Genomic DNA, 22,929 nt, shown 5'->3' with positions numbered 1-22,929 from the left:
GTCGCATCGCCTTCGCAGGTCACAGGGGTAGCAGGAGGTGGCAGGAAAAACGGTCTGAAGGTGGCTCCGTCGAGTAGAAGTGACGGCCCCAGGAGGACGGGGCGCCTGGGCATCCGCTGCAAAAGCGCCCGCCGGGACGGCGGACACGAGACCGTGGTGAAGTGACCCATCACCCCGGCCTGCTGCGGACAGTTCCCCTTCAGGGGGAGACGACCTCGTCGCTGATCTGCCGCATCGCGGGCCGTTACGGGATGGAAGCGAAGGTGTTGCGGTCGTGCTGGCAGTGGCGCAACTACCCGCCGGGGCACGACGGCGGGGGCACGCGGGCCGACGCCGAGGTGCTGCTGAACCCGCCCGGACGACAGCTACTGGCAGGCATGTGCGGCGTCGAGGAAGACGTGCTGGCGCGGGCGTTGCCGTCCTGGGGACAGCAGGACGCCAAGCTGTCGGCCAGAAAGAACAGCGTGCCGGCGGCCGCGTGGCGGACCGGGGGTGCGGTCGCCGGGCCGGTCGCCTTCGGCTGCCGTCTGTGCGCGGCCCGGCGCGCGGGGACGGCCGTGCGGGTGGTGCGGTACGCGCCGCGATGGGAGCGGGTGTGTGTCCGGCACGGGCGGTGGCTCCTGGACGCCGACGCCGACCAGCCTCTTGAGTATCTGGACGTACGGGGTGTGCCGGAAGTGGCCGCGGCGCAGCGGCGGTGGACTGGTGTGACGCGGCGGGCGGTACGGGCTGGAGCGGAGCCGGAGAGGGTGTTCGCTCTGGCTTATGCGGTGGTGGCCCGGTGGTGGGAGCAGGCTCTGCACTGGGAGCGGGAGACGCTGTGGCCTCAGCGGCTGCACCAGGTCGCGGGCGGCAACGCCGGTACAGAGCTGGAGCGGTGGCGGATCGTGGGCCGGGACGCGGTCGTCTTCCCCGAGGTGGTGGCCGTGGCCGACGCGCTGCTGGACCCGGCGATGGCCGAGCTGGTGTGGAGGGACAGCGGTGCCGGGCGGCCGCGGGCGCTGCCCTCCGACGGGGCGTTCTGCCGCCGACTCGGTGAGCGCGTCGGGCGGGGGTGGCTGGGGCCGCTGGCGGCAACCGACTACGGCGGCCCGCTGACCTCGTGGATGGGCGCCGTCATCCGCATCCGTCGTGGCGCCGGCGGCCCGCCCGGCTACGACAACGATCCGTGGTGGCTGCGCCAGGAACACCAGCCCGCGACCATGGCCGGACAGTTGCGCGTCCTGTCCAAGGAACGTAGCGCGCCCGGCTCGGGCACCACGTGGCGCTCTGCGGTGCCGGCCGAGCAGCGGGCGCTGATCAGCAGCCTGGTCAACGACGCCGAAGAGCAGCTGACCCAGCTGCGCGGCGCCCAGTACGGCAAGACCGCCGACGCCGCGCAGCAGTTGCTGGGCAACCTCGGCCATGCCGCCACACTGATCGAGCAGGCCGTCCGGGAGAGCGCAGCAGCAGCCTTCGCGGCCGGGATGGCGCTGGAGGACCTGGCGCGCTGGGCCCGTCTGCCGGCCGATGTCCTGGCCGAGGCACTCGCGGACCAGCGCAACGAGCGGCCGGGAAAGGAGCGGTGAGTAAGTGTCAGGAGGCAGGCAGGCTCTGCAGGGACCACGATCCGCAGGGCACTACCTCATGGCCCGGCACTCGTGATCAAAATCCGTGAAGCGGCCCGCCGCACTGGCAGGACGGGCTTGACTGGGGCGCGTGGGCAGCAAGGACGCAGCGGCCGCAGCAGGTGGCCGCTCACAGCGCATGCAGACGGATACCGGATCCGAGTGGGAGGCGGTCTTCGTCGATCCTCTCGGGCAGGTGGTGCAGCAGCGGTGGGCGGACGCGGTTCTCGCGGTGGCCTTCGAGGAGTTGGAGCCGGTGTCGGCGTTCCCGGTGGTGCCGAGGCGGCGGTGGGGTCCTGGGCAGTGGTGGTCGGCCACGACCGGCCGGCATGTGGCGTGCGGGTCGGCCGCGATGCGGGCGCAGCTGACGGTGCTGGACCGCGACCCCGAGGTGGTCGGCCTGGCCGGGCGGCCGGTGCGTCTGCTGTGGCGGGACGCGCGCGGCCAGGTCCGCTCGTGGGTGCCGCAGCTCTTCGCCCGCCACCGCGACGGCACCGCCCTGCTGGCCGACTGCCCCAACCACCTGGAGGCCGGCGGCGAGCGGGCGCAGCGTGCTGCGACGGTCCTTGAGGCGGCGTGCGCGCAGGCCGGCTGGAGCTACCGGCGCCTTGAGCCGCTGGAGAAGACGCTTTCGGCAAACCTGAAATGGCTGGCCGGGTACCGCCACCCCCGCAACGCCGGCCATCCCCGTCTCGCGGCCGCCCTGCGTGAGGTGTTCGCACAGCCGCAGCCGCTGATCGAGGGCGTCGAAGCGGTGGGCGACCCGATCGAAGTCCTGCCCGCCGTCTTCCACGCCCTGTGGCACGGACACCTCACCGCGCCCCTGGACGTACCGCTTAACGAGCGGGTCCTCGTCAGCACCGGCGCCGGCGGTGCGAACGGCCACGGCGGCCCGGGCAGCGGGGAGGGGCAGTGAGCGTGCGGCGTGGCGGCCGGCCGGTGCTGCAGGTCGGAGCGCACGTCCGCTTCCGTGACCGCACCTGGCAGGTCATCGCGATGGCGGGGCAGCAGGTCCACCTCGCCGGTGAAACAGGCGAAGACGAGACGGTCGTGGCCGGACACCTGTTCGCCGACCCGTCCTTCACCATCGTGGGCGCCGAAATGCCCCAGGCCGCAACGCAGTGGGGTCTGTTCGAAACCGCGCCCGAGGACGCGCGGCGCAAGGCACTGGCCTGGCAGCGGCACATCCGCGAGGTGGAGACCGGCCTGCCCGGCGGGACGGACAGCGACGGGGCGCCCCGGGCCGAGTACGACCCCGACCGGTTCACCCTCGCACAGCGCGAGGAGGCCAAGGCCACGGAGCTGACCGCGATCGGCTTCGGCCCTGTCTCCCGGACCACGGTGCAGCGCATGCGCCTGGCCTACCGCAAGCAGGGACTGTGGGGGCTGGTTGACCACCGCACCACCCGTCGGCCCGTGCCTACCGGGCGCACCGACGAACGCGTCATCGCCGCCATCGAGGAAGCGCTGCGCCGCCAGCGCGGCCGTTCCAAGGGCACCGTCAAGGGCTTGATGCCCCTGGTCACACAGATCCTTACCGACCGGCACGGCCGCGGCACAGTGCCCGCCCCCTCCCAGGCCACCTTCTACCGGCTCGTCCACCAGCTCGCCGACCCTGCCGAACACCCCCACCGCCCCGCCCGTACTCTCCCCTCCCCCACCGGCGGACAGGCGTTCACCCCGACCGTGGCGCTGCGGCCGGGCGAGCAGGTGCAGGTCGACACCACACGGCTGGACGTCCTGGCCGTCTTCGACGACGGCACCACCGGCCGGCCCGAACTCACGATCGCCGTCGACGTCGCCACCCGCGCCATCCTCGCCGCGGTCCTGCGGCCCGCCGGCACCAAGGCAGTCGACGCGGCCCTGCTGCTCGCCGAGATGGCCGTCCCGCACGCGGCCCGTCCCTCCTGGCCCGACGCACTGTGCCTCGCCCACACCCAACTCCCCCAGCTACAGCGGCTGATGGACCTGGACGAACGGCTCGAGGGCGCGGCTGCCCGGCCGGTGGTGGTGCCCGAGACGATCGTCGTGGACCGGGGCAAGGTCTACCTGTCCACGGCGTTCACCGCCGCCTGCGAAACCCTCGGCATCAGCGTCCAGCCCACCCCGCCCCACGCCCCCGCCGCCAAAGGCATCGTCGAACGCACCTTCGGCACGGTCAACGCCCTGCTGTGCCAGCACCTGCCCGGCTACACCGGCTCCGACGTCACCCGCCGCGGACCGGACGCCGAAGGCGAGGCCTGCTTCAGCGTCGCCCAGATGCAGGACCTTCTGGACGAATGGCTGATCCACTACCACCACCGCCCCCACGAAGGCCTGCGCCACCCCACCCTGCCGAAGAAGGCTCTCACCCCGAACCAGATGTGGGCCGCGCTTATCGCCGTGACCGGCTACGTGCCCCTCCCCTTGAGCGGCAGCGACTACCTCGAACTGCTGCCGGTGCGCTGGCAGGCCATCACCGAACGCGGCATCCGCGTCGACCACCGCACCTACGACCACGATGTCCTCGCCCCCTACCGCGGTCAGCCCTCCCCCGTCACCGCACGCGGCGGCAAATGGGAAGTCCACACCAACCCCCACGACGCCCGCCAGGTCTGGATCCGCCTGCCCGACGGACACCTGACAGAGATCCCGTGGATCCACCGCGACCACATTCACCAGCCGTTCAACAGCGCCACCTGGCAGCACATCAAAACGATCACCACCCGCCACAGCGACCGCGACACCCACGAAGCCGACCTCGCCGACGCCCTCGACCAGCTCATGCGCCGCGCCCACGCCGGCACCGCTACCCCCGGCGAACAGCGCCTGATCACCCGCGCCGCACCACTGAAAACACCCCCGCCCGCAGCCGGCACCCGCCCTCCCTACGATCCGGCCCCGCAGGCCGACGCCTGGGACGACGCCTGGGACGACGACAGCATCGACGACCTCGACGACCTCGACGACCAGCCCGACGAACCAGAACAGGCCGACAGCGAAGACGAACTCGGACCCGGCGACACCAGCGACGTGCCCGTCCCGTACACCGGACTCGGCCTCTACGACCCCGCTCAGGAAGCCCTCAACTGGTGACCAGCCCCGCACGCAACCACCACGCCCCCGCCAACACCGAGGCACCGCCGCCTGGCACGCAGGCAGTCGAGCCGGAATGGCCGATCACCACCTGGCAGGGCTGGCAACGCTTCGCCACCACCCCGCCCCTCACCCCGCCCCAGCCCGGCGACACCCCACGCAGCACGGAAGAACGCCTCGCCTACCACTCCGCGTTCGTCACCGTCCGCACCCCCGCCATCAACACCCTCGCCACCCAGGTCCGCACCCTGATGCTCCTCGGCCGCCACCAGCAGACCACCGCCCGGCCCTCACTGATCGTCACCGGCCCCGCCGCGGCCGGGAAAACGACCGCCCTCCTCGAAGTCGGACGCACCTGCCACCTCGCCCACACCCGAAAACACCCCGCCCCGCCCGGACGCACCCACCAGCAGACACCGGTCGCGTACCTGCTGGTGCCGGCCGGCGCCACCGCGAAAACCCTGGCCACCGAATTCGCCCGCTACCTCGGCATCCCCGTCACCACCCGCATGACCCAGACCCAGATCACCGAGGCCGTCTGCCACACCTACACCGCCGCTGGCGTCCGCCTGGTCCTCATCGACGAGATCCACCGCCTCAACCCGCGCACGACCACCGGCGCCGAAGCCGCCGACCTGCTCAAAGACCTCACCGAACGCATCAGAGCAACCTTCGTCTACACCGGCATCGACGTCGCCTCAACCACGCTGTTCTCCGGAGTACGCGGCGCCCAACTCGCCGGCCGCGCCAGCCTCATCACCTGCGGCCCCCTCCCCGCCCGCCACGGAAACACCCGCCCCTTCACCGATCTCATCACCGACATGGAGAACGCCCTCGACCTCACCCAGCACACACCCGGCACACTCCCCCGCCACGCCTCCTACCTCCACCAGCGCACCGCCGGCCGCATCGGAAGCCTCGCCCGCCTCATCCGCCAAGCAGCGATCACCGCCATCTGCGACGGCACCGAACGCATCACCAAAAAGGCGCTCGAAGCTATCCAGCTCGACCACCTCGCCGAAGAAGCAAGCCGCCCCCGAACCCGCCAACCCGCCAGAACGGCATGATGCGGACATGAAGACGACCACCGAAACGCCAGGCGGCGACGAGTTCGCTGCCCTCTGCCGGCAGGCCTGGGACACCCTGATCCCCGCCCGCGCCGACTACCTGGCAGGCGTCTCACCCCACTACGACGAGGTCCTCCACGACGTCGCGCAGCGAACCGAGCACACCGGCAGCCTCGGCAAGACGGACATCGCAGCCCTCGTCGTCTGGAAACGGCTCTCCGCACAAACCCGCTGGGTGACAGAACTGATGTCCCTGCCCGACACCCAGGTCCGAGCCGTCACCGAGCGAGTCGTCACCGCCGTCCGCGACACCACCATCTCGCGCGGGGAGGCCGCCCGCACGGGGCGCGGCATCATCTGGGAACTGCCCGGCTTCCGCACCGGCGACGCCCTCGCCTCAGCCATCCTCACCGCAGCAGCACCCCAGCGGATGGCCGTCTACGACCGCCGCGTCCAACACGCCCTCGACACCCTCCGCCTCCCCCTCACCCCCACACCGGGACGCTACGGCCGCTACCTCCAGCTCCTCGACGACCTCCTCCACCACGGCGGAGCACACGCCGCCGGCTGGACCGCACGCGACATCGACACCGCCCTGTACTGGACCGGCGGCAACCCCCACCCGACAGCAACGGCATAGCCCACCAGCAGACCCCGACCATGCAGCAAGCCGCTGACCAGCACAAACCCGCACCGACCCTTTAGATACCGGAGCCCATCACCAACACCACACCGCCGTTATCAACGAACCCCGAACAACCACAGGCCAGACGCCCCATCACCACTGTCTCCAGCTCCCCGTAAGCGCCGGACTCCTTATCAGGGAATCACCAACACCCCAGCTCAAGCAGCCCTCGCCACACCAGCTACGAACCTCGGAATCACAACCACGCCGCTGCGGATCCTGGCCCGCGGCGACGACGGCCGGCCCACCGCCACCGAGATGTCCTCACTGATCGACGTGGCCACCCACAGCATGTGCGCGCTGATGATCACGCCCAGTCGCCCCCGGGACGCCGAGAACGGACACGCAGGCCGGGCGACCCGGGCGATCGACCTGACCCTGATGCTGGCCCAGGCTCTCGCGCCCTGGCCGGTGATGCCCGGCTGGGACCCGCTCAGCGCGGCCGCCGCCTCCAGCCTGCCGTTCGGCGCGCTTCGCGCTGCGGATGAACGGTTCACCGAGGCCACCGCCGCCCGCCCGGTCATCCGCCCCGAACTGATCATCTACGACCAGGGCAGCCCCTACGTCAGCGAGCACTTCACCGAGGTCTGCGACCGGCTGCGCATCGCCCGCCGCCCGGCGCGCAAGAGAACCGCGCCCGACAAGCCGCTCGTCGAGCACTTCTTCATCACCCTCGCGCACCGCTTCAGCCAGCACGTGCGGCACGGCTGGCAGGGCCGCAGCCACAAGAAGCGCGGCCGCGGCATCGAGCGGATGCCGCTGTACACGATCGCCGAGCTCCAGCAGATGGCCCAGGAATGGGTGGCACTGGAGTACCAGCAGACCCCCGATGCGGGGCTGCGCGACCCGTTCCGCCCCCACATCGTGCTGTCACCCAACGACATGTACGCCGTCCAGGTGGCCCGCAGCGGCTACCGGGCCGTGCCGCTCTCCCCCACCCAGAACCGCTTCTTCCTGCTGTCGCAGTGGGTCACCCCCGGCAAGGGCGGCTTCATGATCGACTATCGGACCTATCAGCCCGTCGCTCAGGACGCCGCACACTACCGCGAGGTCCTCCTGCGCGGCGGCTCGAAGCTGCCCGGCGCAGGGGGCAAGTGGGAATGCCGCTTCAACCCCTACCGCCCCGAGCGGGTGTGGCTCTACGACCACACGGCCAACACCTGGGTGACCTGCGATTTCCGGCTCCGGCACCTGCTGCACGATCCGTGGACCGCAGACATGTGGCAGGAACATGCCGAGCAGCACCGTGCGGCAGGCGGCAGCGAGCAGGACGAGGAGGCGATCGCCCTGGCCCTGGCGCAGCGCGAACGCAGGCGGCGCAGCCGCAGGCCGCCGCCCAAGCGCACCGGAGCCGAACCACCCTTCCAGGGGCTGGCGTTGGAGACCGAACAGCCCTCCCACGACCCCTACGCGGACCTGGAAGAGTTCGACCTGTCGACGCTGCGTCCCTACCCAGCGCTGCCCATCTCTCCTCTGGCTCCCCCGCCCGCACCCGTCTCCCCCGCGCTGCCCGCAGGCCCGGGCAGCGCGGACCAGCCGTCGGACAACGGGCAGGCCCCGCATCCACTGGCAGCGCTCTTCCCCGACAACGGCGACAGCAGCCCGCCGGACGCCCCCACGGCCGAAACACCGGCAGTTGCCTACGAGGTCGTCGAAGCGGAACTCCTCGACGACCTCGATCCGGACGGTGATGACGGTGCCGAGGACGACGTATGGGAGATGTAGGCGGCCGGCGCAGGGGCCGTGGACGACGCGGCCGTGGGACGGCCCCGGGGGCGGACGCATCCTCCGGGGCCGGGGCTAGATCTGGAGGTGTGAGGCAGGAACCGTGATGAGGAAGAAGCGTGATGAAGGCGTCCGTCGAACTGCGTAACAAGCGTGAAGCCCGTCTGCGTCAGCAGCTGAGGGACACTCCGATGCGGCCTCTTCCGCTGTTCCAGCTCACCGGTTGGACCCACTTCGTCGACGAGGAGGTGAACCCGCCCGTTCTGGCGGCGGGCAGCAGTCCCGCCGAGGACAGGAAGTCGGACGAGCAGGCCATCGCCTACCACCGGCACCTGCGGATGGTGCCCACCGACGCGATGACGCACATGCAAGAGACGGTCGTCGAGGCGGTCCACCGCAACAGCGGGTGCCGTGAGGGCCTGATGGACCATGTCATCGACGGGCCCGCAGGCACCGGCAAGACCTGCCTGTTGCGTGCGATCGGGCGCACCGCCCAGCAGGAGGTCGAGGCCGCCACGAACGGCAGGCAGCCAAACACGATCCCGGTGGTGCACATCACCACCCCCGCGGACCCGGAGCTGAGGGTGAACTGGGTCTGGGAGATCGGATCCTACCTGGGTCTCAACCCCGAGCCGAAGAGCCTCGCGGAAGTCTTGGAGATGCGCCGGCACCAGGACGTGACCCTGCCGGTCAACTACGTCCTGGAAACGGCACAGACCCGTCTGCTGCTCATCGACGACATCAACCGGGCCTCGCCGCCGCAACTGGCGAACGTACTGCCCTACTTCGACTACCTGCGCGACAAGCTGGGCATCTCGCTCATCTTCTGCGGCACCGGCGCCAGCCACCTCCTGCACCAGGCCCGCATCCTGGCCCAGGACCTGACCCGGGTCAGCGAGGAGAACCGGGTACGGCTCGAGCAGGCGGGACAACCGGCTGAGCCCGTCTCGCCCTCCCCCGCCGCGCTGCTGCCGGTGACCTGGCTGCACCCCCTGCCCCTGGGCACCAAGGCCAAGGAACAGGAGATGTTCCGGCGCGTACTGGCGGGCTTCGAGGCCGACTTGAGCCTGTACCGGCTCGAGGGAAACGCCCTGAGCAAACACGCCGCCGAACTGCACCGGCGCACCGGCGGCTACTTCAAAGCCCTCACCTACGTCATCTCCACCGCCGCCGTCATCGCGATCCGCACCGGCAGCGAGAACATCACCATGAAAGAGATCGACGCCGCAACAGCCCAGCTCAGCTGAACCGCTACCGCCCCAGCTCGATCGGCTGATGCCGACAGCCGGACGAGCCAGCGCGTTCGTGCAGAGCGCTCACCAGGCAGGCACCGCACATTCAACCGCAGCGGGCAAGCATCGCACCGGTGAGCACGGTAGGGGCCACCGCCCACGACGCAGCGCCGTTGTCAGTGGTGGGCTTTACGGTGCAGGCGTGGGTATCGAAGCTTTTACGCACATGTCGGCATCAGCGTGCGGTGACGCATGACAGAGGGAGGTACGCCGCTGCACGCGAGCACTGCCCGCACACGGCGTGAGCGGGAATCTGGGGTGGGAAGCTTGGACTACGACGAACTGGTCGCGCTGCGCAGACACCATTCCGCCTGGAAGCTGCTGCGGGCGGACAACGCGGCACTGATGCTGAGCTTCTTCAACAAGGTCTTCGTCGAGCATGGCACCCGTTCGATCGCCGGTGTGGAGCTGGCCGATCGTCTGGACGACGAGTTGTTCGCACTCAATGAGCGACTTGGCCAGGGGGCGTTCCCGAAGTCCGCGAAGGCGTATCTGGACGACTGGTCGGGGCCGCAGTCGGGCTGGTTGCGCAAGTACTATCCGGCGGACTCGGACGAGCCGCACTATGACGCGACTCCGGCGGTGGAGAAGGCAATCGCCTGGATCCGGTCACTTCAGGTCCGGTCCTTCATCGGTACCGAGTCACGTCTCAACACCATCTTCGACCTGCTGAGGCAGATGACGTTCGGGGCCGAGACCGATCCCGAGGCGCGGCTCGAGGAACTGCAGCGTCGGCGTCTGGAGATCGACGAAGAGATCGCCCGGGCCGAGGCCGGCGACGTGGACGTACTCGACAGTTCCGGTCTGCGGGACCGCTACCAACAGCTGACCGCCACCGCACACGACCTGCTCGCCGATTTCCGTGAGGTCGAGGCCAATTTCCGCGACCTGGACCGGGAACTGCGCCGGAAGATCGCCGTGTGGGACGGCAGCAAGGGCGAGCTCTTGGACGAGATCCTCACCAGCCGGGAGAGCATCGCCGAATCGGACCAGGGCAGGAGCTTCCAGGCGTTCTACGGCTTCCTGCTCTCCCACCGCCGCCAGGACGAGTTCAAGAAACTCCTGGCCGCGGTCGAAGCCATGGACGCCATCGGCGAACCCGACCCCCGCATGCGGCGCATCCCCCGGGACTGGCTGGACGCCGCCGAGCGCACCCAGGCGACCGTCCGCCAGCTCTCCGAGCAGCTGCGGCGTTTCCTCGACGACCGGGCCTGGTCCGAGGACCGCCGGGTCATGGAACTGATGAGCGGCATTGAGGCCCGCGCGATCGCACTGCGTGATACGCCCGGCATGGACCTGATCGTGGAGATCGACGCCGCCGCCCCAACCATCACTCTGCCGATGGAACGACCGCTGTACGCGCCCGTGACCCGGACGCCGATCGACAGCGCCGACATCCGTGTGGGGGATGAGGAGTTCGCGGCCGACGCGTTGTTCGAAGCGGTCTATGTGGACCCGGCCCGGCTCGTCGAGGCCGTCCGGCGCGCACTGGATCTGCAGGCTCAGGTGTCCCTGGCGGACCTCGTGCGCCAGCACCCGCTGGAGCAGGGGCTCGCTGAATTGGTCGCGTACCTCGCGCTGTCCGGGGACGGTTTCACGGTGGTCTTCGACGACAGCCGCCGCGAAGAGATCACCTGGGCCGGCGCGGACGGCGTCCAGCACGTCGTCCAAGCCCCCGTGGCGGCGTTCGCCCGCACCATCTCCGGCGCCACCTGGGCCTCGGGCAAGGAGGAGCAGTCATGACCACGCCTGTGCCACCCATGCCACAGCAGACCCGCAGCCTGTCCCTGCCGGTCAACCAGCTGCTCAAGGGGCCCCTCTTCCGTGACCAGCATGAGCGGGCCTGGGAAGCGCTGCTCCAACTGCGCGCCCGCGTCCAGGACTACGTCGACGTCATGGGCCTGACCGTGGTGATCGACGAAGCCGAGGGCTATGCGTTCCTGCGCTCCCAGCCCGAGGAGGAGAACGCAGATCCGCGCTTGGCTGCGCCGCGCCTGATGCCCCGCCGGTCCCTGTCGTACCCGGTCAGTCTGCTGATCGTGCTGCTGCGCAAGCGGCTGGCGGAATTCGACGCCGGGTCCGGCGAGACCCGGCTGATGATCACCCGCGACGAGATCGTGGAAATGATCCGCATGTTCCTGCCCACCGGCAGCAACGAGGCGCGTCTGGTCGACCAGATCGACACGTACATCACCAAGGCCGTGGAGCTGCAGTTCCTGCGCCGCGCCAAGCACCAGGAGCAGTTGTACGAGGTGCAGCGGATCATCAAGGCCTATGTCGACGGGCAGTGGCTTGCCGACTTCGAAACGAACCTGGCCCGGTACGCGGCCCCCACCACCCCGGAAGGACAGCAGTGATCCCCGCTCAGTCCGGCCCGTTCGTCACCGACGCCTCCCCCGATCTCGACCTGGCCGGGTTCCGGCTGGAGCGGCTGGAGGTGTACAACTGGGGCACTTTTCACCAGCGCGTGTGGTCCTTGGGAGTCGGCGGCGCCAACGCCCTGCTGACCGGCGACATCGGCTCGGGAAAGTCCACCCTGGTCGACGCGGTCACCACGTTGTTCATGCCCGCGAACCGCATCGCCTACAACCGGGCCGCCGGCGCGGAGAGCCGCGAACGCAGCCTGCGCTCCTACGTCCTGGGCCACTACAAGTCCGAACGCAACGAGGCCACCGGCACGACCCGTCCGGTCGCCCTGCGCCAGCCGGGCAACTACTCGGTGATCCTGGGGGTGTTCACCAACCGCGGCTACGACGCGACGGTCACTCTCGCGCAGGTTTTCTGGATGGCCGACGGCAACGCCACCCAGCCGGAGCGCCTGTTCCTCACCGCGGACCGGGCCCTGTCCGTCACGGACGACTTCTCCGACTTCGGTACCGACGTCAGGTCCCTCAAGAAGCGGCTGACCGGCAGCGGCGTACGGGTGCACCCGTCGTTCGCCGCCTACAGCAAGGACTTCCGCCGCCGCATGGGCATCGAGTCCGAGCAGGCCCTGGAACTCTTCCACCAGACGGTGTCCATGAAGTCCGTCGGCAGCCTCGACGACTTCGTCCGCAGCCACATGCTGGAACCCTTCGACGCAGCCATGATGACCGAGACGATCGTGGCGCACTTCGACGCCCTGACCACCACGTATGAGTCGGTGCAGCGCGCACGCGCCCAGATCGACGCCCTCACGCCACTGCTTCAAGAGTGCGACCAGCACGACGTCCTCGCCAGGAGTATCGACGAGGCCGTCGCGCAGCAAAGCGCCCTGCGGTTCTTCTTCGCCCAGCGCAAGTCCGCCCTGCTGGAGGCGGACCGTCTCACGCTGAAGCGTGATCTGAGCCGCCACGAGAACGACCGGGGGGCCGCGAAGGACCGGCTCAAGGATCTTCACGGGCAGCACAGCCGGTTGGAGCTGCAGCGCGCGGGAATGGGCGGCGCTCGCCTCGGCGAACTGGAAAGGGAGATCGAACGGGAGTCGCGCGCCCGCGATGACCGTCAGCGCAGGGCAAGGGACCACGCCGCTCTGCTGGGTCAGGTGGAGCTCAGCCCTGTCAGCAGCGCAGAACAGTTCACCGAACGCCTCCAGGAGATCGCCGACTCCCAACAAGCCGCCACCACGGTGCAGCAGGAGACCCGGGAAGCCCTGAGCGCCCTCGCGGTCGATGCCAACCGCCTGCGCCAGCAGGCGACGGAACTGGGCGAGGAGCTGGTCAGCCTCCGCTCCCGGCGCAGCAACATTCCCAAGAAGCAGCTGGATCTGCGCGCCCGCCTGTGCCATGAGCTCGGGATCGAGGAGAGTGCGCTGCCGTTCGCCGGCGAACTGATCCAGGTCCGGGCCGACGAGCAGGCATGGGTCGGCGCCGCAGAACGGCTGCTGCGGGGTTTCGCGCTCTCGCTGCTGGTCCCGCACGACCTGTACTCTCCCGTGTCGGAGTGGATCAACGCGCACCACCTCGGTGCCCGGCTCGTCTACTTCCGCGTCCCCGAAACAGTCCCGGTGCGGCGCCCGCAGCACACCGAAGCCCCTGTCCTGGCCTCCAAACTGGAGGTCAAGGCAGAGTCCCCGTTCGCCCACTGGCTGGCCAGCGAGCTGGACCGCCGCGCCGGACACATCTGCGCCGAGACGATGGCGGACTTCAAGCGGGCCGACCTGGCGATCACCCCGCAGGGTTTGGTCAAGGGGGCGCGGGGCCGTCACGAGAAGAACGACACCACCCGCATCGACGACCGCAGCTCCTACGTTCTGGGCTGGACCAACCAGCTGAAGATCGACGCTCTCCTCGACCAGGCCCGCGGCACGCAAAAGGAACAAAAAGACCTCAATAAGAGGAAAATCAGCATCGAGACCGCCCATACCAACAGCATCACTCGCGGCCAGATCCTCGCCCAGCTCGCAACCACCCGCGACTACAGCGAGATCGACTGGGCCTCGGCCGTCAGCCGCATCACGGCGCTGGCCGAGGAGAAGCGGCGCCTTGAGGAGTCCTCCGAGGACCTGGACCAGATCACCCGCCGCCTGGAGGTGCTCGCGAAGGAGATCGCCCAGGCGGAAGACGACCGTGAACAGGCAGGCCTGGCCATCGGCGGCCTGAACGAGGCCCTCAAGACCGCGACGCGTGAGCACGACGCCGCCCGGGCCCTGCTGGACGAGCCTGACTGCGCAGCCGCCCGCGCACACTTTCCCGCCATCGAGCAGCGCCTGGCCCAGACACGGCTGGCCTGCCGGACGGTGAGCGAGTGCACTGCCGCGGAAAGCCGTGTGCACGGCGAGCTGGCCTCGGCCAAGGACCGCTTCAGCATCCAGCAGAACCGCATCGGCCAGGCGATCGCCTCCAAGATGGGCGCCTTCCGCCGCGAGTACCCGGTGGAGACAGGCGAACTGGACGACTCGGTGAACTCCGCCCGCGGCTACCGCGAACTGCACCAGCGCCTGGTCGCCGATGATCTGCCCCGCTTCCAGGAGCAGTTCAAGAGCTACCTGAAGACAAACGTCATCCGTGACATCGCGGGCTTCCACGCGCAGCTGACCAGCCAGGCCGACCAGATCGGCGAACGCGTCGCCATCATCAACGACTCACTCGCCGGCATCGACTACAACCCCGGCCGCTACATCACGCTGAAGACCGATCGCACGCCCAACGTCGAGATCCGCGACTTCATCACCGAACTGCGTGCCTGCACGGACGACGCCCTGGCCGACGACCACTCGGACACCTATTCCGAAGAGAAGTTCCACCAGGTCCGCCGTCTCATCGAACGCTTCAAGGGCCGCGAAGGGCACACCGAGGCTGACCGTGCGTGGACCCGCCGCGTCACGGACGTGCGCTACTGGTTCGTCTTCAGCGCCAGTGAGCGGCGGCGGGAGGACGACACCGAGTATGAGGTCTACTCCGACTCCGGCGGCAAGTCCGGCGGACAGAAAGAGAAACTCGCCTACACCATCCTTGCCGCCTCCCTCGCCTACCAGTTCAAACTCGACTGGAACTCGGCCCGATCCAAGACCTTCCGATTCGTCGTCATCGACGAAGCCTTCGGCCGCGGCTCCGAGGACTCCGCCCGATTCGCCCTCGACCTCTTCAAACGGCTCGGCCTGCAACTCCTCATCGTCACACCCCTCCAAAAGATCCACGTCATCGAGCCGTACGTGTCCGCCGTCGGCTTCGTCGACAACCCCGACGGCCACGACTCACGCTTGCGGACCCTGACCATCACGCAGTACCGCCAGGAGCGCCTCGCCCACACCCTGTCCGCGCTGCAGGGCGCCGGCACCGGCCGGGGGCACTGACATGGTGGCGCCGACCGACCGCCGGGCATGGACCACACCCGCAGACGTCACAGACCGCCTGCGCAGACGCTGGATGCGCGGTGACTTCCTCACCGCGCTCGCCGAGCAACATCCCTTCGAACCGCTCTGCATCCCGCTGGGCGGCCCCAAACCCTCCGAGCTGACCCGCGACTTCGACGCCGTCCGCACCTGGGTCCACACCTGGGACTCCGCCCGGCAGCAGTTCTCGCGCATCGAGCACCGGCGAGTCGGAGGACGCGTCGTCGGCGCCAACGACCTCCCTCACCAGGCATGGATCGACCGCCGCGAACAGCTGTGGGACCTCCTCGGCGTCACCAGCGCCGTCCACCGCTTCCAAACGCTGCTGGCCTCCGCCCGAAAGGCCACCCCTGAGCTTGCGGCCTGGATGACCGCCTATCCCATGAAAGTCCTGGACCTCGAAACGGATTGGGAGCGCCTGCACCAGACCGTCCGCTGGATCCTGGACTACCAGGGTCCGCCGCTCTATCTACGGCAGATCGACGTACCGGGCGTGGACACCAAGTTCATCGAGAGCCACCGCGCCATCCTGACCACTCTGCTGGAGCACTGCCTGCCCGCCGACCGGATCGACACCGAAGCGCCGCGCACCAGCTTCACCGCCCGCTTCCGCTTCCGGGGCAAGCCCGCCTACGCCAGATTCCGTCTCCTCAGCGACACCTCTATCGCCGGATTCAACGAACTGACCGTGCGCGTCGATGAGTTCACCGCATCCCCGCCCGACATCACAACCATCTTCATCGTCGAGAACGAGACCACCTACCTCGCCTTCCCGCCCCAGCCCGCGAGCATGGTGATCCTCGGCAGCGGATACGCCGTCACCCGGCTCGCCGAACTGCACTGGCTCCACGACAAGCGACTCGTGTACTGGGGCGACCTGGACACCCACGGTTTCGCGATCCTCGACCGACTGCGCCGCGTCTTCCCCCACACGGAGTCGATCCTGATGGACCGCTCCACCCTGACGGCCCACCGGGGCCAGTGGGTGAAGGAGCCCAAGCCCACCCAGGAACACCTGCAGTCACTGACCGGCGAGGAAACCGACCTCTACCAGAGTCTCGTGGACGACGACTTCGGGCACGGCATACGACTGGAACAAGAACGGATACGCTTCTCCGCCGTCCAGACAGCACTGGCCAGCCTTCACAGCCACCCCTCGCAGCTACCCCACGACGAGGGACGGCCCAGATCCCCGCAGGAATGAGGTGAGACATCACTTCCTCAGGCGCCGACCCTTTTCTTCCCCTTCATCCGAGAATGCCGACGAGGGCGGCGCTCAGTCCGCTGAAGATCCATTCGCCGCGGGTCGGCGAGCGCGAAGGGGTCTGTACGCTCACCGGCTCTGTTCCGTAGTCGGTGGTGACGTTGGGTGTCTATGTGCTGAGTAGGATGCGGTGGCGGAGGAGCTCGAATCCGGCTCGGCCGTGCATCTGCCGCATGATCTTCTTGGTGTGGGTGTTGACGCCTTCGGTGCGGCCGTTGCTCCAGGGGAGGGTCAGGCCGGCGTTGACGGCGGCGCGGTCGAGTTCCAGGCCGTTGCAGAAGGTGTGCAGGTGGGGCAGGTCTGCGCCGCGGGCCTGGGTGATCCACTCGGTGAGCTTGGAGTCGTTGCCGCTGGCGGGTGTCAGCAGGGCGGCGAAGTCGCGGATGAGGGCGGTGAGCTGGGTCATCTCGGGGCAGGTCGCGGTGAGGAGGCTGAGCAGGTCGGTGTCCTTGGTCCGCAGGTGGTCGGGGTGGGTGAGCAGGAGCCGGGCGAGGCGGCGGGGGGTGGTGACGGGGCGGTCGCCTTCGGCGCGGCCCTGGTTGAGGTAGCGGACCAGCAGGTTGGCACTGCCGGTGTAGCCGAGTTCCCTGATCTCGTGCAGGAGGTGCGTGACGGGCACGCCGGGCTCGGCTGCGCGACGCGTGCGCAGGTGCTCGCGGTAGGGGTCGACCAGGGTGGGCCGATAGCGTGGGGCGATGCGCTCGGTGGGCGGCTCGGGGGTGCGTGCATAGCGCTTGACCGTGTTCAGGGACAGGTCCAGGCGGCGAGCGCAGTCCAGCAGGCCAACGCCTTTGTCGAGGAGGTCGTGGACCTTGTGCCAGCGCTCGCGGGTGGTCTGCTCGCGCACCCCGCCGGGACGGGGCGGGTTGACGGTGGCCCAGCAGGGGGCGTGGGCGCGGACTTCGGCCAGGGTCTTGTCGCACAGGTTGCTCCACAGGTGCCAGCGGTCGCTGACCTGCGCCGTGCCGGGCAGCGCCCGGCGGATCGCCTCGGCGTAGGTGGCCGAGCCGTCGCGGCATACGGCCTCGATCCCGGTCCTCCCGCGCAGCCATGCCTCCAGGATGGCGGCCTCGCGGTCGGGGAGTACGTCGATGCGTTCCCCGGTCTCGGCGTTGATGATGATCGTGGCGTAGCGGTGCCGGCGGCGCAGGGCGAAGTCGTCGACCCCGACAACCCGTGGAACGCGCACCGTCGGGGTGGGGATGCGCCGCAGCAGGCGCAGGGCGGTGGCGTAGGAAACGGGCGTGACCAGGATGCGGGTGAGGCGGGAGGTCGCCCGGCCGCATAACTCCTTGACCACCCCGGAGATCTGGCCGGTCAGACGCGTGGTGCGGCGCTGGAGGCGCTCCAGCAGCCCGGGCACCTGCTCGCGGAAGGTCTGCCGCCGGCAGCCCAGGACCGGGCAGACCAGACGCCGCACCCGGACATGGACCACGACCCGGCGGCCGTCCACCGGCACATCCGCCACCGTCCGGCCGTGATACCCGTGCACCTTCCCCGTCACCACCCCGCACACCGGACAGGGCACGGGAACATCCCGGGTCCGGGCAGTCACCCGGATCACCTCGCCACCGTCCTCCACATCCTCGATGACCAGCGCCGACAACCCGGAAAACACCACACCTACAAGGGAGTTGATGTCAGTCATGTCTCATGATGGCATGCGACGACTCAACGTCACCACCGACTACGGAACAGAGCCGCTCGCTTTACAGACCCGTGCGCGCCGCACACCGTGCGCAGTGAACGGGGCCGTAGGACGGAAGCTCCATAGCGTCACGGCCGATGGGTTGGCGGTTGTCGCTCCGTCTATTGAGGACGGTGCGATCAATACTCCTCCCCCGGTCCGCTTTCGAGTCCGGACCGGAAGGGGGGCCGGGCAGGGAAAGTCGGGTGTGGTGCGGGTAGCGAGGAAGGCAGGGAGCCGTTGGAGTGGATCCGCGCCGGCGCGGTCAGCGCGCCCTCACGGCAGTGTGGTCAAGGACGGTCAGGTGCAGGGTATGCAGGGGCTGGGTCCGGGTCGGGCGGATCACCTCGAACCAATCGCTCACATCTTCCAGCAATCGGGACAGGTAACCGAAGCCGCGCCAGCCGAGTCCGATCCCCACCGTGGGCGAGGGAGCGCTGTAGTGGCTACCTGTCAAGGGTTCACCGTGGAGTAGCACGTGGTCCACGGTGTGCTCGGTGCTCTCCAGATGGGCCAGTGCCCCGGCGGCGGCGCGGCGCAGCGGGCTGGTCTCGGTCCAGCGGTGCAGTGCTTCGAGCGCTGCTGGATGCTGCGGTACCGCGTCGGGCAGGTCCAGGCGGTCGATGCGGATGGCTCCCCGGGAGACCAGGTCGACGAGTTCGATGCGGACTGGTCGTGGTATCCACCGGTCCAGGCCCTCGAATGCCTCGATCATGTGGTCGCGCGGGGCCCGGCCGGCGGTGGGGTCGGGGGTGAGGGCGGCCAGGCGGGCGCGGGCGGTGGCGACGGGTTCGGGGCGGGTCCACAGCACGGTCAAGGGGAAGCCGTCCTCCTCCAGGGTGCTGCGCTCGCGCAAGTGGAGCTGCAGGCCGCGGCTGCGGCCTTTCAAGGCGCGTTTCATCGATCCGGACGGATCGCCGCCGTAGGACAGGGCATGGACGAACTCGGACGTCAGCCGGTTGTCGGTGCGGTGCTCCACCACGACGTCGACGTCGTGCGGCTCCAGCGCGCCGCGGGCGTAGGAGCCGAACACCAGGATCTGGTCGACCAGGTCCAGCGGCCATTCGCCTCCTTCCAGGCGGTCGAGCATCTCGGTCAGCAGCAACGTGGCACGAGCGCGCTTCACGGAAGAGACCTCCATCGGGGTCCGGCCGGGGTGGTCATGACGAGCCTCCATGGTCACGGTGGTCTGTCGAGGACGTGAGGCGTATGGGGAGCTGCAGTTGCGTGGCCGTGATCCTGTGGTGGCGGCAGGCCCATGCCTCGACTGCCCAGTTGCCCTGGTGAGGGGCGAGGATGACGGCGATGAGGGTATGGAAGGCCAATTCCGGGTCATCCAGGAGCCGGCGGTAGGTGCTTGCATCGCGCGGGCTGGGGGTCGTCGTGGCGCCCGTGGGATGGGTGTGCCATTCGCCGATCCAGACGCTGCCGTCGGCGGCGAACGCCTGGTCCGCGAAGGCTTGAGCATGTGCCAGGTCGCGCAGGAAGGATGTCGGTGTCCGTACGGCGGCGGGGCCGGGGGTGCCGGCGTGGCGAACGACGACGGTGTCGCGATCGTGGCGGCCCAGAAGGATGCCACCGGTTTCGGTGTCGTGGTCGTTGGTGGCCAGCTCTGTCGTGATGCTGCGGACCGCTCGGGCGGTCATGCGTACCCGGGTGACCGGCTGTTGGACGGTCATGGTGCTTCGCATGTGGGGCAGCGCGGTTCGGGGGGCGGTGCGGGCAGCCAGCGCAGTTCGCCGGTGCGGTTCAGGTCGAACGGCGGGGAGCAGTCGGGCTGGCGGCGCAGTGCCAGGAGCGCGTGTTCGCCGGGCAGCCGCTGGTCGGGGTGCCCGGCGCGTTCCAAGACGGTGGCTACGGCTGTTTTGGCCGCGAGGTGGGCGACCAGGTGCAGATCGGGGCCGACTGCGGTCATCGGTCGGTGGCGTGTGCCGGTGCCGTAGCCGGCGTCCAGGGCGGGCTCGGGGTCCATGCCCCCGTTGTTCACCAGCGTTTGACGGCGGCAGGTCAGGCAGCCGTGGCGGGGCCAGGGCTGGAGCCTGAGTACCTCGCCGATGGCGCCGTCCTGCAGGACGCATGCCAGGACGGCGGTGACGCCGGCACGACGTGCGAGGTGGCCGATGGTTCTGCGGGCCGCGACGCCGTCGGCGGTGCACACCACGATGTCGACGGTGGGAAGCAGCGCCCGTACACGGTCTGCTTGGGCGATCACGTCCCAGGGCAGCGGTTGAACCTGGGTGTCCGGGCGCAGCCGGGTGAGCTCTTCGGCCAGGGCTGTGACTTTGTGGCGGCCGATGTAGCGGCTGGCGCTGGTGTGGCGCACCAGGTTGTGCCAGGACAGGCGGTCGGGATCCATCAGGGTCAGCTGTCCGATGCCGTAGCCGGCCAGTGCGTGGGCAGTGGCGCTGCCGATGCTGCCGGCCCCGACCAGGAGAGCGTGGGTCTTCTGCAGGTGCGCTGCCGGCCAGTGCGGCTCCAGTTGGGCGATGCCGGTGACGGCGGGCTGGATGAGGATGTCGAGCGGGAGGGCGCCTTCTGGGGTGACTTGCCAGGCGACCAGGTCGGGCAGTGCGGCGCCGGGGAAGGCCTCTGCCACGCCGGGCGCGTAGGTCACGGCAAGGTAGGGCGTTCCGAAGGTCCGGTAGCCGCCGCGTACGGCGTCCCGGAATGCTGTTCGGGGAATGACCGTGTCCTGGCGGGCGTGGCAGTGCGCCCAGGCCAGGTGCAAGGCGGGGTCGACCCGATACCACAGGCTGATCGGAGCGGGGTCGCAGTTCGCAAGGAGCCGTTCGGCGGGCTCGGGGTCGACCGGGACTCTGGGGTTGTCGCCGTCCGACAGGGCGCACACCACGGCCAGTTCGTCCGGGGCGCTGACACGCAGGGTCAGGTAGCCCCATGTGCCGGCCTGGCGGATCGTGGCGGCAGCCAGGTGCGGAAAGAGAATCAGCACGGCGCCTCTGCCTTCGGGCCGGTGTCCGCTTGGCCGGTTGCGGGTGCGGTATCGGTTTCACCGACTGCGGGCGGCGGCTGGGAGAAGAGGTGATCGTGGCGGTTGTCGCTGACGATGCCGCAGTGGGACATCTCCTGGATGACGCCGTGTTTCATCAGCGCGTACTCCAGCCGCCATCCAGCCGCTTTGAGCAGCAGGTCGATGAGCGAGTCCCGTCCGGTCCACCAGGCGTGTTCCCGCAGCAGGCACAGGGTGCCGTCTCCGTTGACGTGCCAGCGGGTCTGGGTCCACTCCTGGGGCAGCGGTACGGGGTCCAGGGGCTGCAGAGAGGGCTCCACCATGGGGTAGGCCTGGTTGTAGGCAACGGTCAGGCGCAGCCCCTGCTCCCCCACCCAGGCACTGAGGTTCGGCGGTTCTGGACGGTCGAACGGCCAGCGCGGCAGGACGCCGGTCCAGGTGCCGGCGCCGTCACTGTTCCACACCAGGGCGCTGAACCGGGCGGTGATCTCGGCCTGGTCCCTTTCAAGACGCCGGGGTTCGGCTTTCCACCATGTGATCGGTTCAGGTTCGGGCCTGACCATGGCCGTCATCCCTGGGGTGCGTCCTTGATCGGCCGAGGTGCGATCAGGGCGGGTGTGCCCGTGATCTTCGACGTGGGCTTGGCGGGTGCGGGAAAACCGTCGCCGAAGATGTCCTGCCACAGTCGCAGCGCACCGTCGGTGTCCCCGGCAGCAGCAGCGGCGCAGGCCCGCTCAGCGAGGTCCGCGGCATCGGCGAACGCGTCGGAGAGTCCGGCGTAGTCCAGGTCGGGCTGCACCTCCCCGCACAGGCCCGCGGGATCCGAGACTCCTTCGTTGACCCTGACCGCGGCGGCGGTGAAGAACGTCTTCAGTCCTTCCGCGCGGCTGCCCTCTTTCGGCATGCACTTCAGTGCGAGGACCTCCACGACCAGGGACTTGACGCGGCCCTGGACCGGCGCACTGTGGCGCCAGTCTTTGAGTACCCGCACCAGCGGGCGGAAGTGCTCCCACTCGCCCTGGTGCTCGGCGACCTTGCGGATCAGGTACTCCGGGTCTGCCGGGACCCAGCGGCGGTTGAGCTTCTCCGGGATCAGCAGGGTGCCGTCGCTCTGGCGCAGTGCCGGCATGACGTCGACCGTGAACGCCTCCTCCTCGTCCTTGTCGTCCAGGAAGCATTTGACCGCATGGTTGCGCGGAGCGGCCCGACGGACTTCCTGGGCGACGGTGCCGTAGGTCTGGCCCAGCCGGTGGATCTGACCGCTGGCGTGCTCCAGGGCATCGCCCGCGCTGTCGCCCGGTGCGCCCCAGCCCGGGTGCGCGGCCGCGTCGTAGACCACGACTATGTCCACGTCGTGGATGGGCTTGAGCTGGGTGCTTCGGCTCAGGGATCCCGAGCCGAACGTCTCCAGGACGTCCTCCTCGCCGAGCAGGGCCTTCTTGAAGGTGTCCCGGCGCTCGCGCGCCAGCTTGACCTGGTCGATATCGGCGTTGACCTCTCCCTGGAGCTGATCGAACGCGTCGTTGATCCCCATCACGTGCCTCCTCAGGCTCGTCGTTCAGCCCGAGTGCGCGCCGCCGCCGGCCGTCAGGAGACGGTCGGCGGGCGAGCTGGCAGCACCGACAGCTGTTCCTTCCGACAAGCCTAGGACCCGCCACTGACAACGCCCCGGCGTCGTCAGCCGCCGCCTGCGGGGCGGGGTGGTGCCGGGGCGTTCAGATGTGTGGTGGGGTCCGTAGCGCCTGCT

17 protein-coding genes are annotated in these 22,929 nt (G+C 69.4%); 11 read left to right on the top strand and 6 right to left on the bottom strand.

Annotated features, from left to right (window positions below; all coding sequences use genetic code 11):
* Positions 1–161 precede the first annotated feature (161 nt).
* The 11 genes from OG310_RS36085 (at position 162) to OG310_RS36035 (ending at position 16,467) form a co-directional block, all read left to right on the top strand.
* On the top strand, positions 162–1,568 hold the full coding sequence (locus OG310_RS36085; RefSeq protein WP_329453786.1) for a DNA-binding protein: 1,407 nt from the start codon (positions 162–164) through the stop codon (positions 1,566–1,568).
* Positions 1,569–1,746: 178 nt separating this feature from the next.
* Positions 1,747–2,523 carry a TnsA-like heteromeric transposase endonuclease subunit gene (locus OG310_RS36080; protein WP_329453787.1) on the top strand — a complete coding sequence of 259 codons (777 nt, stop codon included), beginning with the start codon at positions 1,747–1,749 and terminating at the stop codon, positions 2,521–2,523.
* Positions 2,520–4,682, top strand: coding sequence for a Mu transposase C-terminal domain-containing protein (locus OG310_RS36075; protein WP_329453788.1), 2,163 nt, complete (start codon positions 2,520–2,522; stop codon positions 4,680–4,682). The genes OG310_RS36080 and OG310_RS36075 overlap by 4 nt, the downstream gene beginning before the upstream one ends.
* An 83-nt stretch (positions 4,683–4,765) precedes the next feature.
* Positions 4,766–5,749: an ATP-binding protein gene (locus tag OG310_RS36070; protein WP_329459966.1), complete on the top strand. Its 984-nt coding sequence runs from the start codon at positions 4,766–4,768 to the stop codon at positions 5,747–5,749.
* Positions 5,750–5,756: 7 nt separating this feature from the next.
* Complete coding sequence (locus OG310_RS36065) at positions 5,757–6,389, top strand: hypothetical protein (RefSeq protein WP_329453789.1); 633 nt, start codon at positions 5,757–5,759, stop codon at positions 6,387–6,389.
* A 303-nt stretch (positions 6,390–6,692) separates the two neighbouring features.
* Positions 6,693–8,159 (top strand): hypothetical protein, encoded by a 1,467-nt coding sequence (locus OG310_RS36060; protein WP_329453790.1) that lies wholly within the window; start codon positions 6,693–6,695, stop codon positions 8,157–8,159.
* A 122-nt stretch (positions 8,160–8,281) separates the two neighbouring features.
* Positions 8,282–9,406, top strand: coding sequence for an ATP-binding protein (locus OG310_RS36055; RefSeq protein ID WP_329459967.1), 1,125 nt, complete (start codon positions 8,282–8,284; stop codon positions 9,404–9,406).
* A gap of 303 nt (positions 9,407–9,709) precedes the next feature.
* On the top strand, positions 9,710–11,194 hold the full coding sequence (locus tag OG310_RS36050; protein WP_329453791.1) for a DUF3375 domain-containing protein: 1,485 nt from the start codon (positions 9,710–9,712) through the stop codon (positions 11,192–11,194).
* Positions 11,191–11,808, top strand: a complete 618-nt coding sequence (locus OG310_RS36045; protein ID WP_329453792.1) for a DUF4194 domain-containing protein — start codon at positions 11,191–11,193, stop codon at positions 11,806–11,808. Before OG310_RS36050 ends, OG310_RS36045 begins: the two co-directional genes overlap by 4 nt.
* A complete protein-coding gene (locus tag OG310_RS36040; protein WP_329453793.1) occupies positions 11,805–15,224 on the top strand; it encodes an ATP-binding protein in 3,420 nt (1,139 codons plus the stop codon). The genes OG310_RS36045 and OG310_RS36040 overlap by 4 nt, the downstream gene beginning before the upstream one ends.
* Position 15,225: 1 nt before the next feature.
* Entirely contained in the window at positions 15,226–16,467 is a 1,242-nt protein-coding gene (locus OG310_RS36035; RefSeq protein WP_329453794.1) for a Wadjet anti-phage system protein JetD domain-containing protein, read from the top strand.
* A gap of 169 nt (positions 16,468–16,636) precedes the next feature.
* On the opposite strand, the gene OG310_RS36030 is transcribed toward OG310_RS36035, so the two are convergent.
* The 6 genes from OG310_RS36030 to OG310_RS36005 form a co-directional block, all read right to left on the bottom strand.
* Complete coding sequence (locus tag OG310_RS36030; RefSeq protein WP_443078506.1) at positions 16,637–18,175, bottom strand: ISL3 family transposase; 1,539 nt, start codon at positions 18,173–18,175, stop codon at positions 16,637–16,639.
* 304 nt (positions 18,176–18,479) lie between these two features.
* Complete coding sequence (locus OG310_RS36025) at positions 18,480–19,340, bottom strand: nucleotidyltransferase domain-containing protein (protein WP_329453795.1); 861 nt, start codon at positions 19,338–19,340, stop codon at positions 18,480–18,482.
* A 34-nt stretch (positions 19,341–19,374) separates the two neighbouring features.
* Entirely contained in the window at positions 19,375–19,905 is a 531-nt protein-coding gene (locus tag OG310_RS36020) for a Mov34/MPN/PAD-1 family protein (RefSeq protein WP_329453796.1), read from the bottom strand.
* Positions 19,890–21,164, bottom strand: coding sequence for a HesA/MoeB/ThiF family protein (locus OG310_RS36015; protein WP_329453797.1), 1,275 nt, complete (start codon positions 21,162–21,164; stop codon positions 19,890–19,892). The genes OG310_RS36020 and OG310_RS36015 overlap by 16 nt, the downstream gene beginning before the upstream one ends.
* Positions 21,158–21,754, bottom strand: a complete 597-nt coding sequence (locus tag OG310_RS36010) for a hypothetical protein (RefSeq protein ID WP_329453798.1) — start codon at positions 21,752–21,754, stop codon at positions 21,158–21,160. Before OG310_RS36010 ends, OG310_RS36015 begins: the two co-directional genes overlap by 7 nt.
* On the bottom strand, positions 21,751–22,716 hold the full coding sequence (locus OG310_RS36005; protein ID WP_329453799.1) for an SMODS domain-containing nucleotidyltransferase: 966 nt from the start codon (positions 22,714–22,716) through the stop codon (positions 21,751–21,753). The genes OG310_RS36010 and OG310_RS36005 overlap by 4 nt, the downstream gene beginning before the upstream one ends.
* Positions 22,717–22,929: the final 213 nt, after the last annotated feature.

It is taken from the genome of Streptomyces sp. NBC_01497, assembly GCF_036250695.1.
Taxonomy (GTDB): Bacteria; Actinomycetota; Actinomycetes; order Streptomycetales; family Streptomycetaceae; genus Streptomyces.
The sequence above is the reverse complement of the archived record's forward strand: the minus strand, read 5'-3'. Positions and strand labels throughout refer to the sequence as shown.

Excerpts from the sequence above, each read along its gene's own strand:
- OG310_RS36080 (WP_329453787.1), top strand. The coding sequence starts at position 1,747 with ATGCAGACGGATACCGGATCCGAGTGGGAGGCGGTCTTCGTCGATCCT.
- OG310_RS36065 (WP_329453789.1), top strand. The coding sequence starts at position 5,757 with ATGAAGACGACCACCGAAACGCCAGGCGGCGACGAGTTCGCTGCCCTC.
- OG310_RS36060 (WP_329453790.1), top strand. The coding sequence starts at position 6,693 with ATGTCCTCACTGATCGACGTGGCCACCCACAGCATGTGCGCGCTGATG.
- OG310_RS36055 (WP_329459967.1), top strand. The coding sequence starts at position 8,282 with ATGAAGGCGTCCGTCGAACTGCGTAACAAGCGTGAAGCCCGTCTGCGT.
- OG310_RS36045 (WP_329453792.1), top strand. The coding sequence starts at position 11,191 with ATGACCACGCCTGTGCCACCCATGCCACAGCAGACCCGCAGCCTGTCC.
- OG310_RS36035 (WP_329453794.1), top strand. The coding sequence starts at position 15,226 with ATGGTGGCGCCGACCGACCGCCGGGCATGGACCACACCCGCAGACGTC.
- OG310_RS36030 (WP_443078506.1), bottom strand. The coding sequence starts at position 18,175 with ATGACTGACATCAACTCCCTTGTAGGTGTGGTGTTTTCCGGGTTGTCG.
- OG310_RS36020 (WP_329453796.1), bottom strand. The coding sequence starts at position 19,905 with ATGCGAAGCACCATGACCGTCCAACAGCCGGTCACCCGGGTACGCATG.
- OG310_RS36010 (WP_329453798.1), bottom strand. The coding sequence starts at position 21,754 with ATGACGGCCATGGTCAGGCCCGAACCTGAACCGATCACATGGTGGAAA.
- OG310_RS36005 (WP_329453799.1), bottom strand. The coding sequence starts at position 22,716 with ATGGGGATCAACGACGCGTTCGATCAGCTCCAGGGAGAGGTCAACGCC.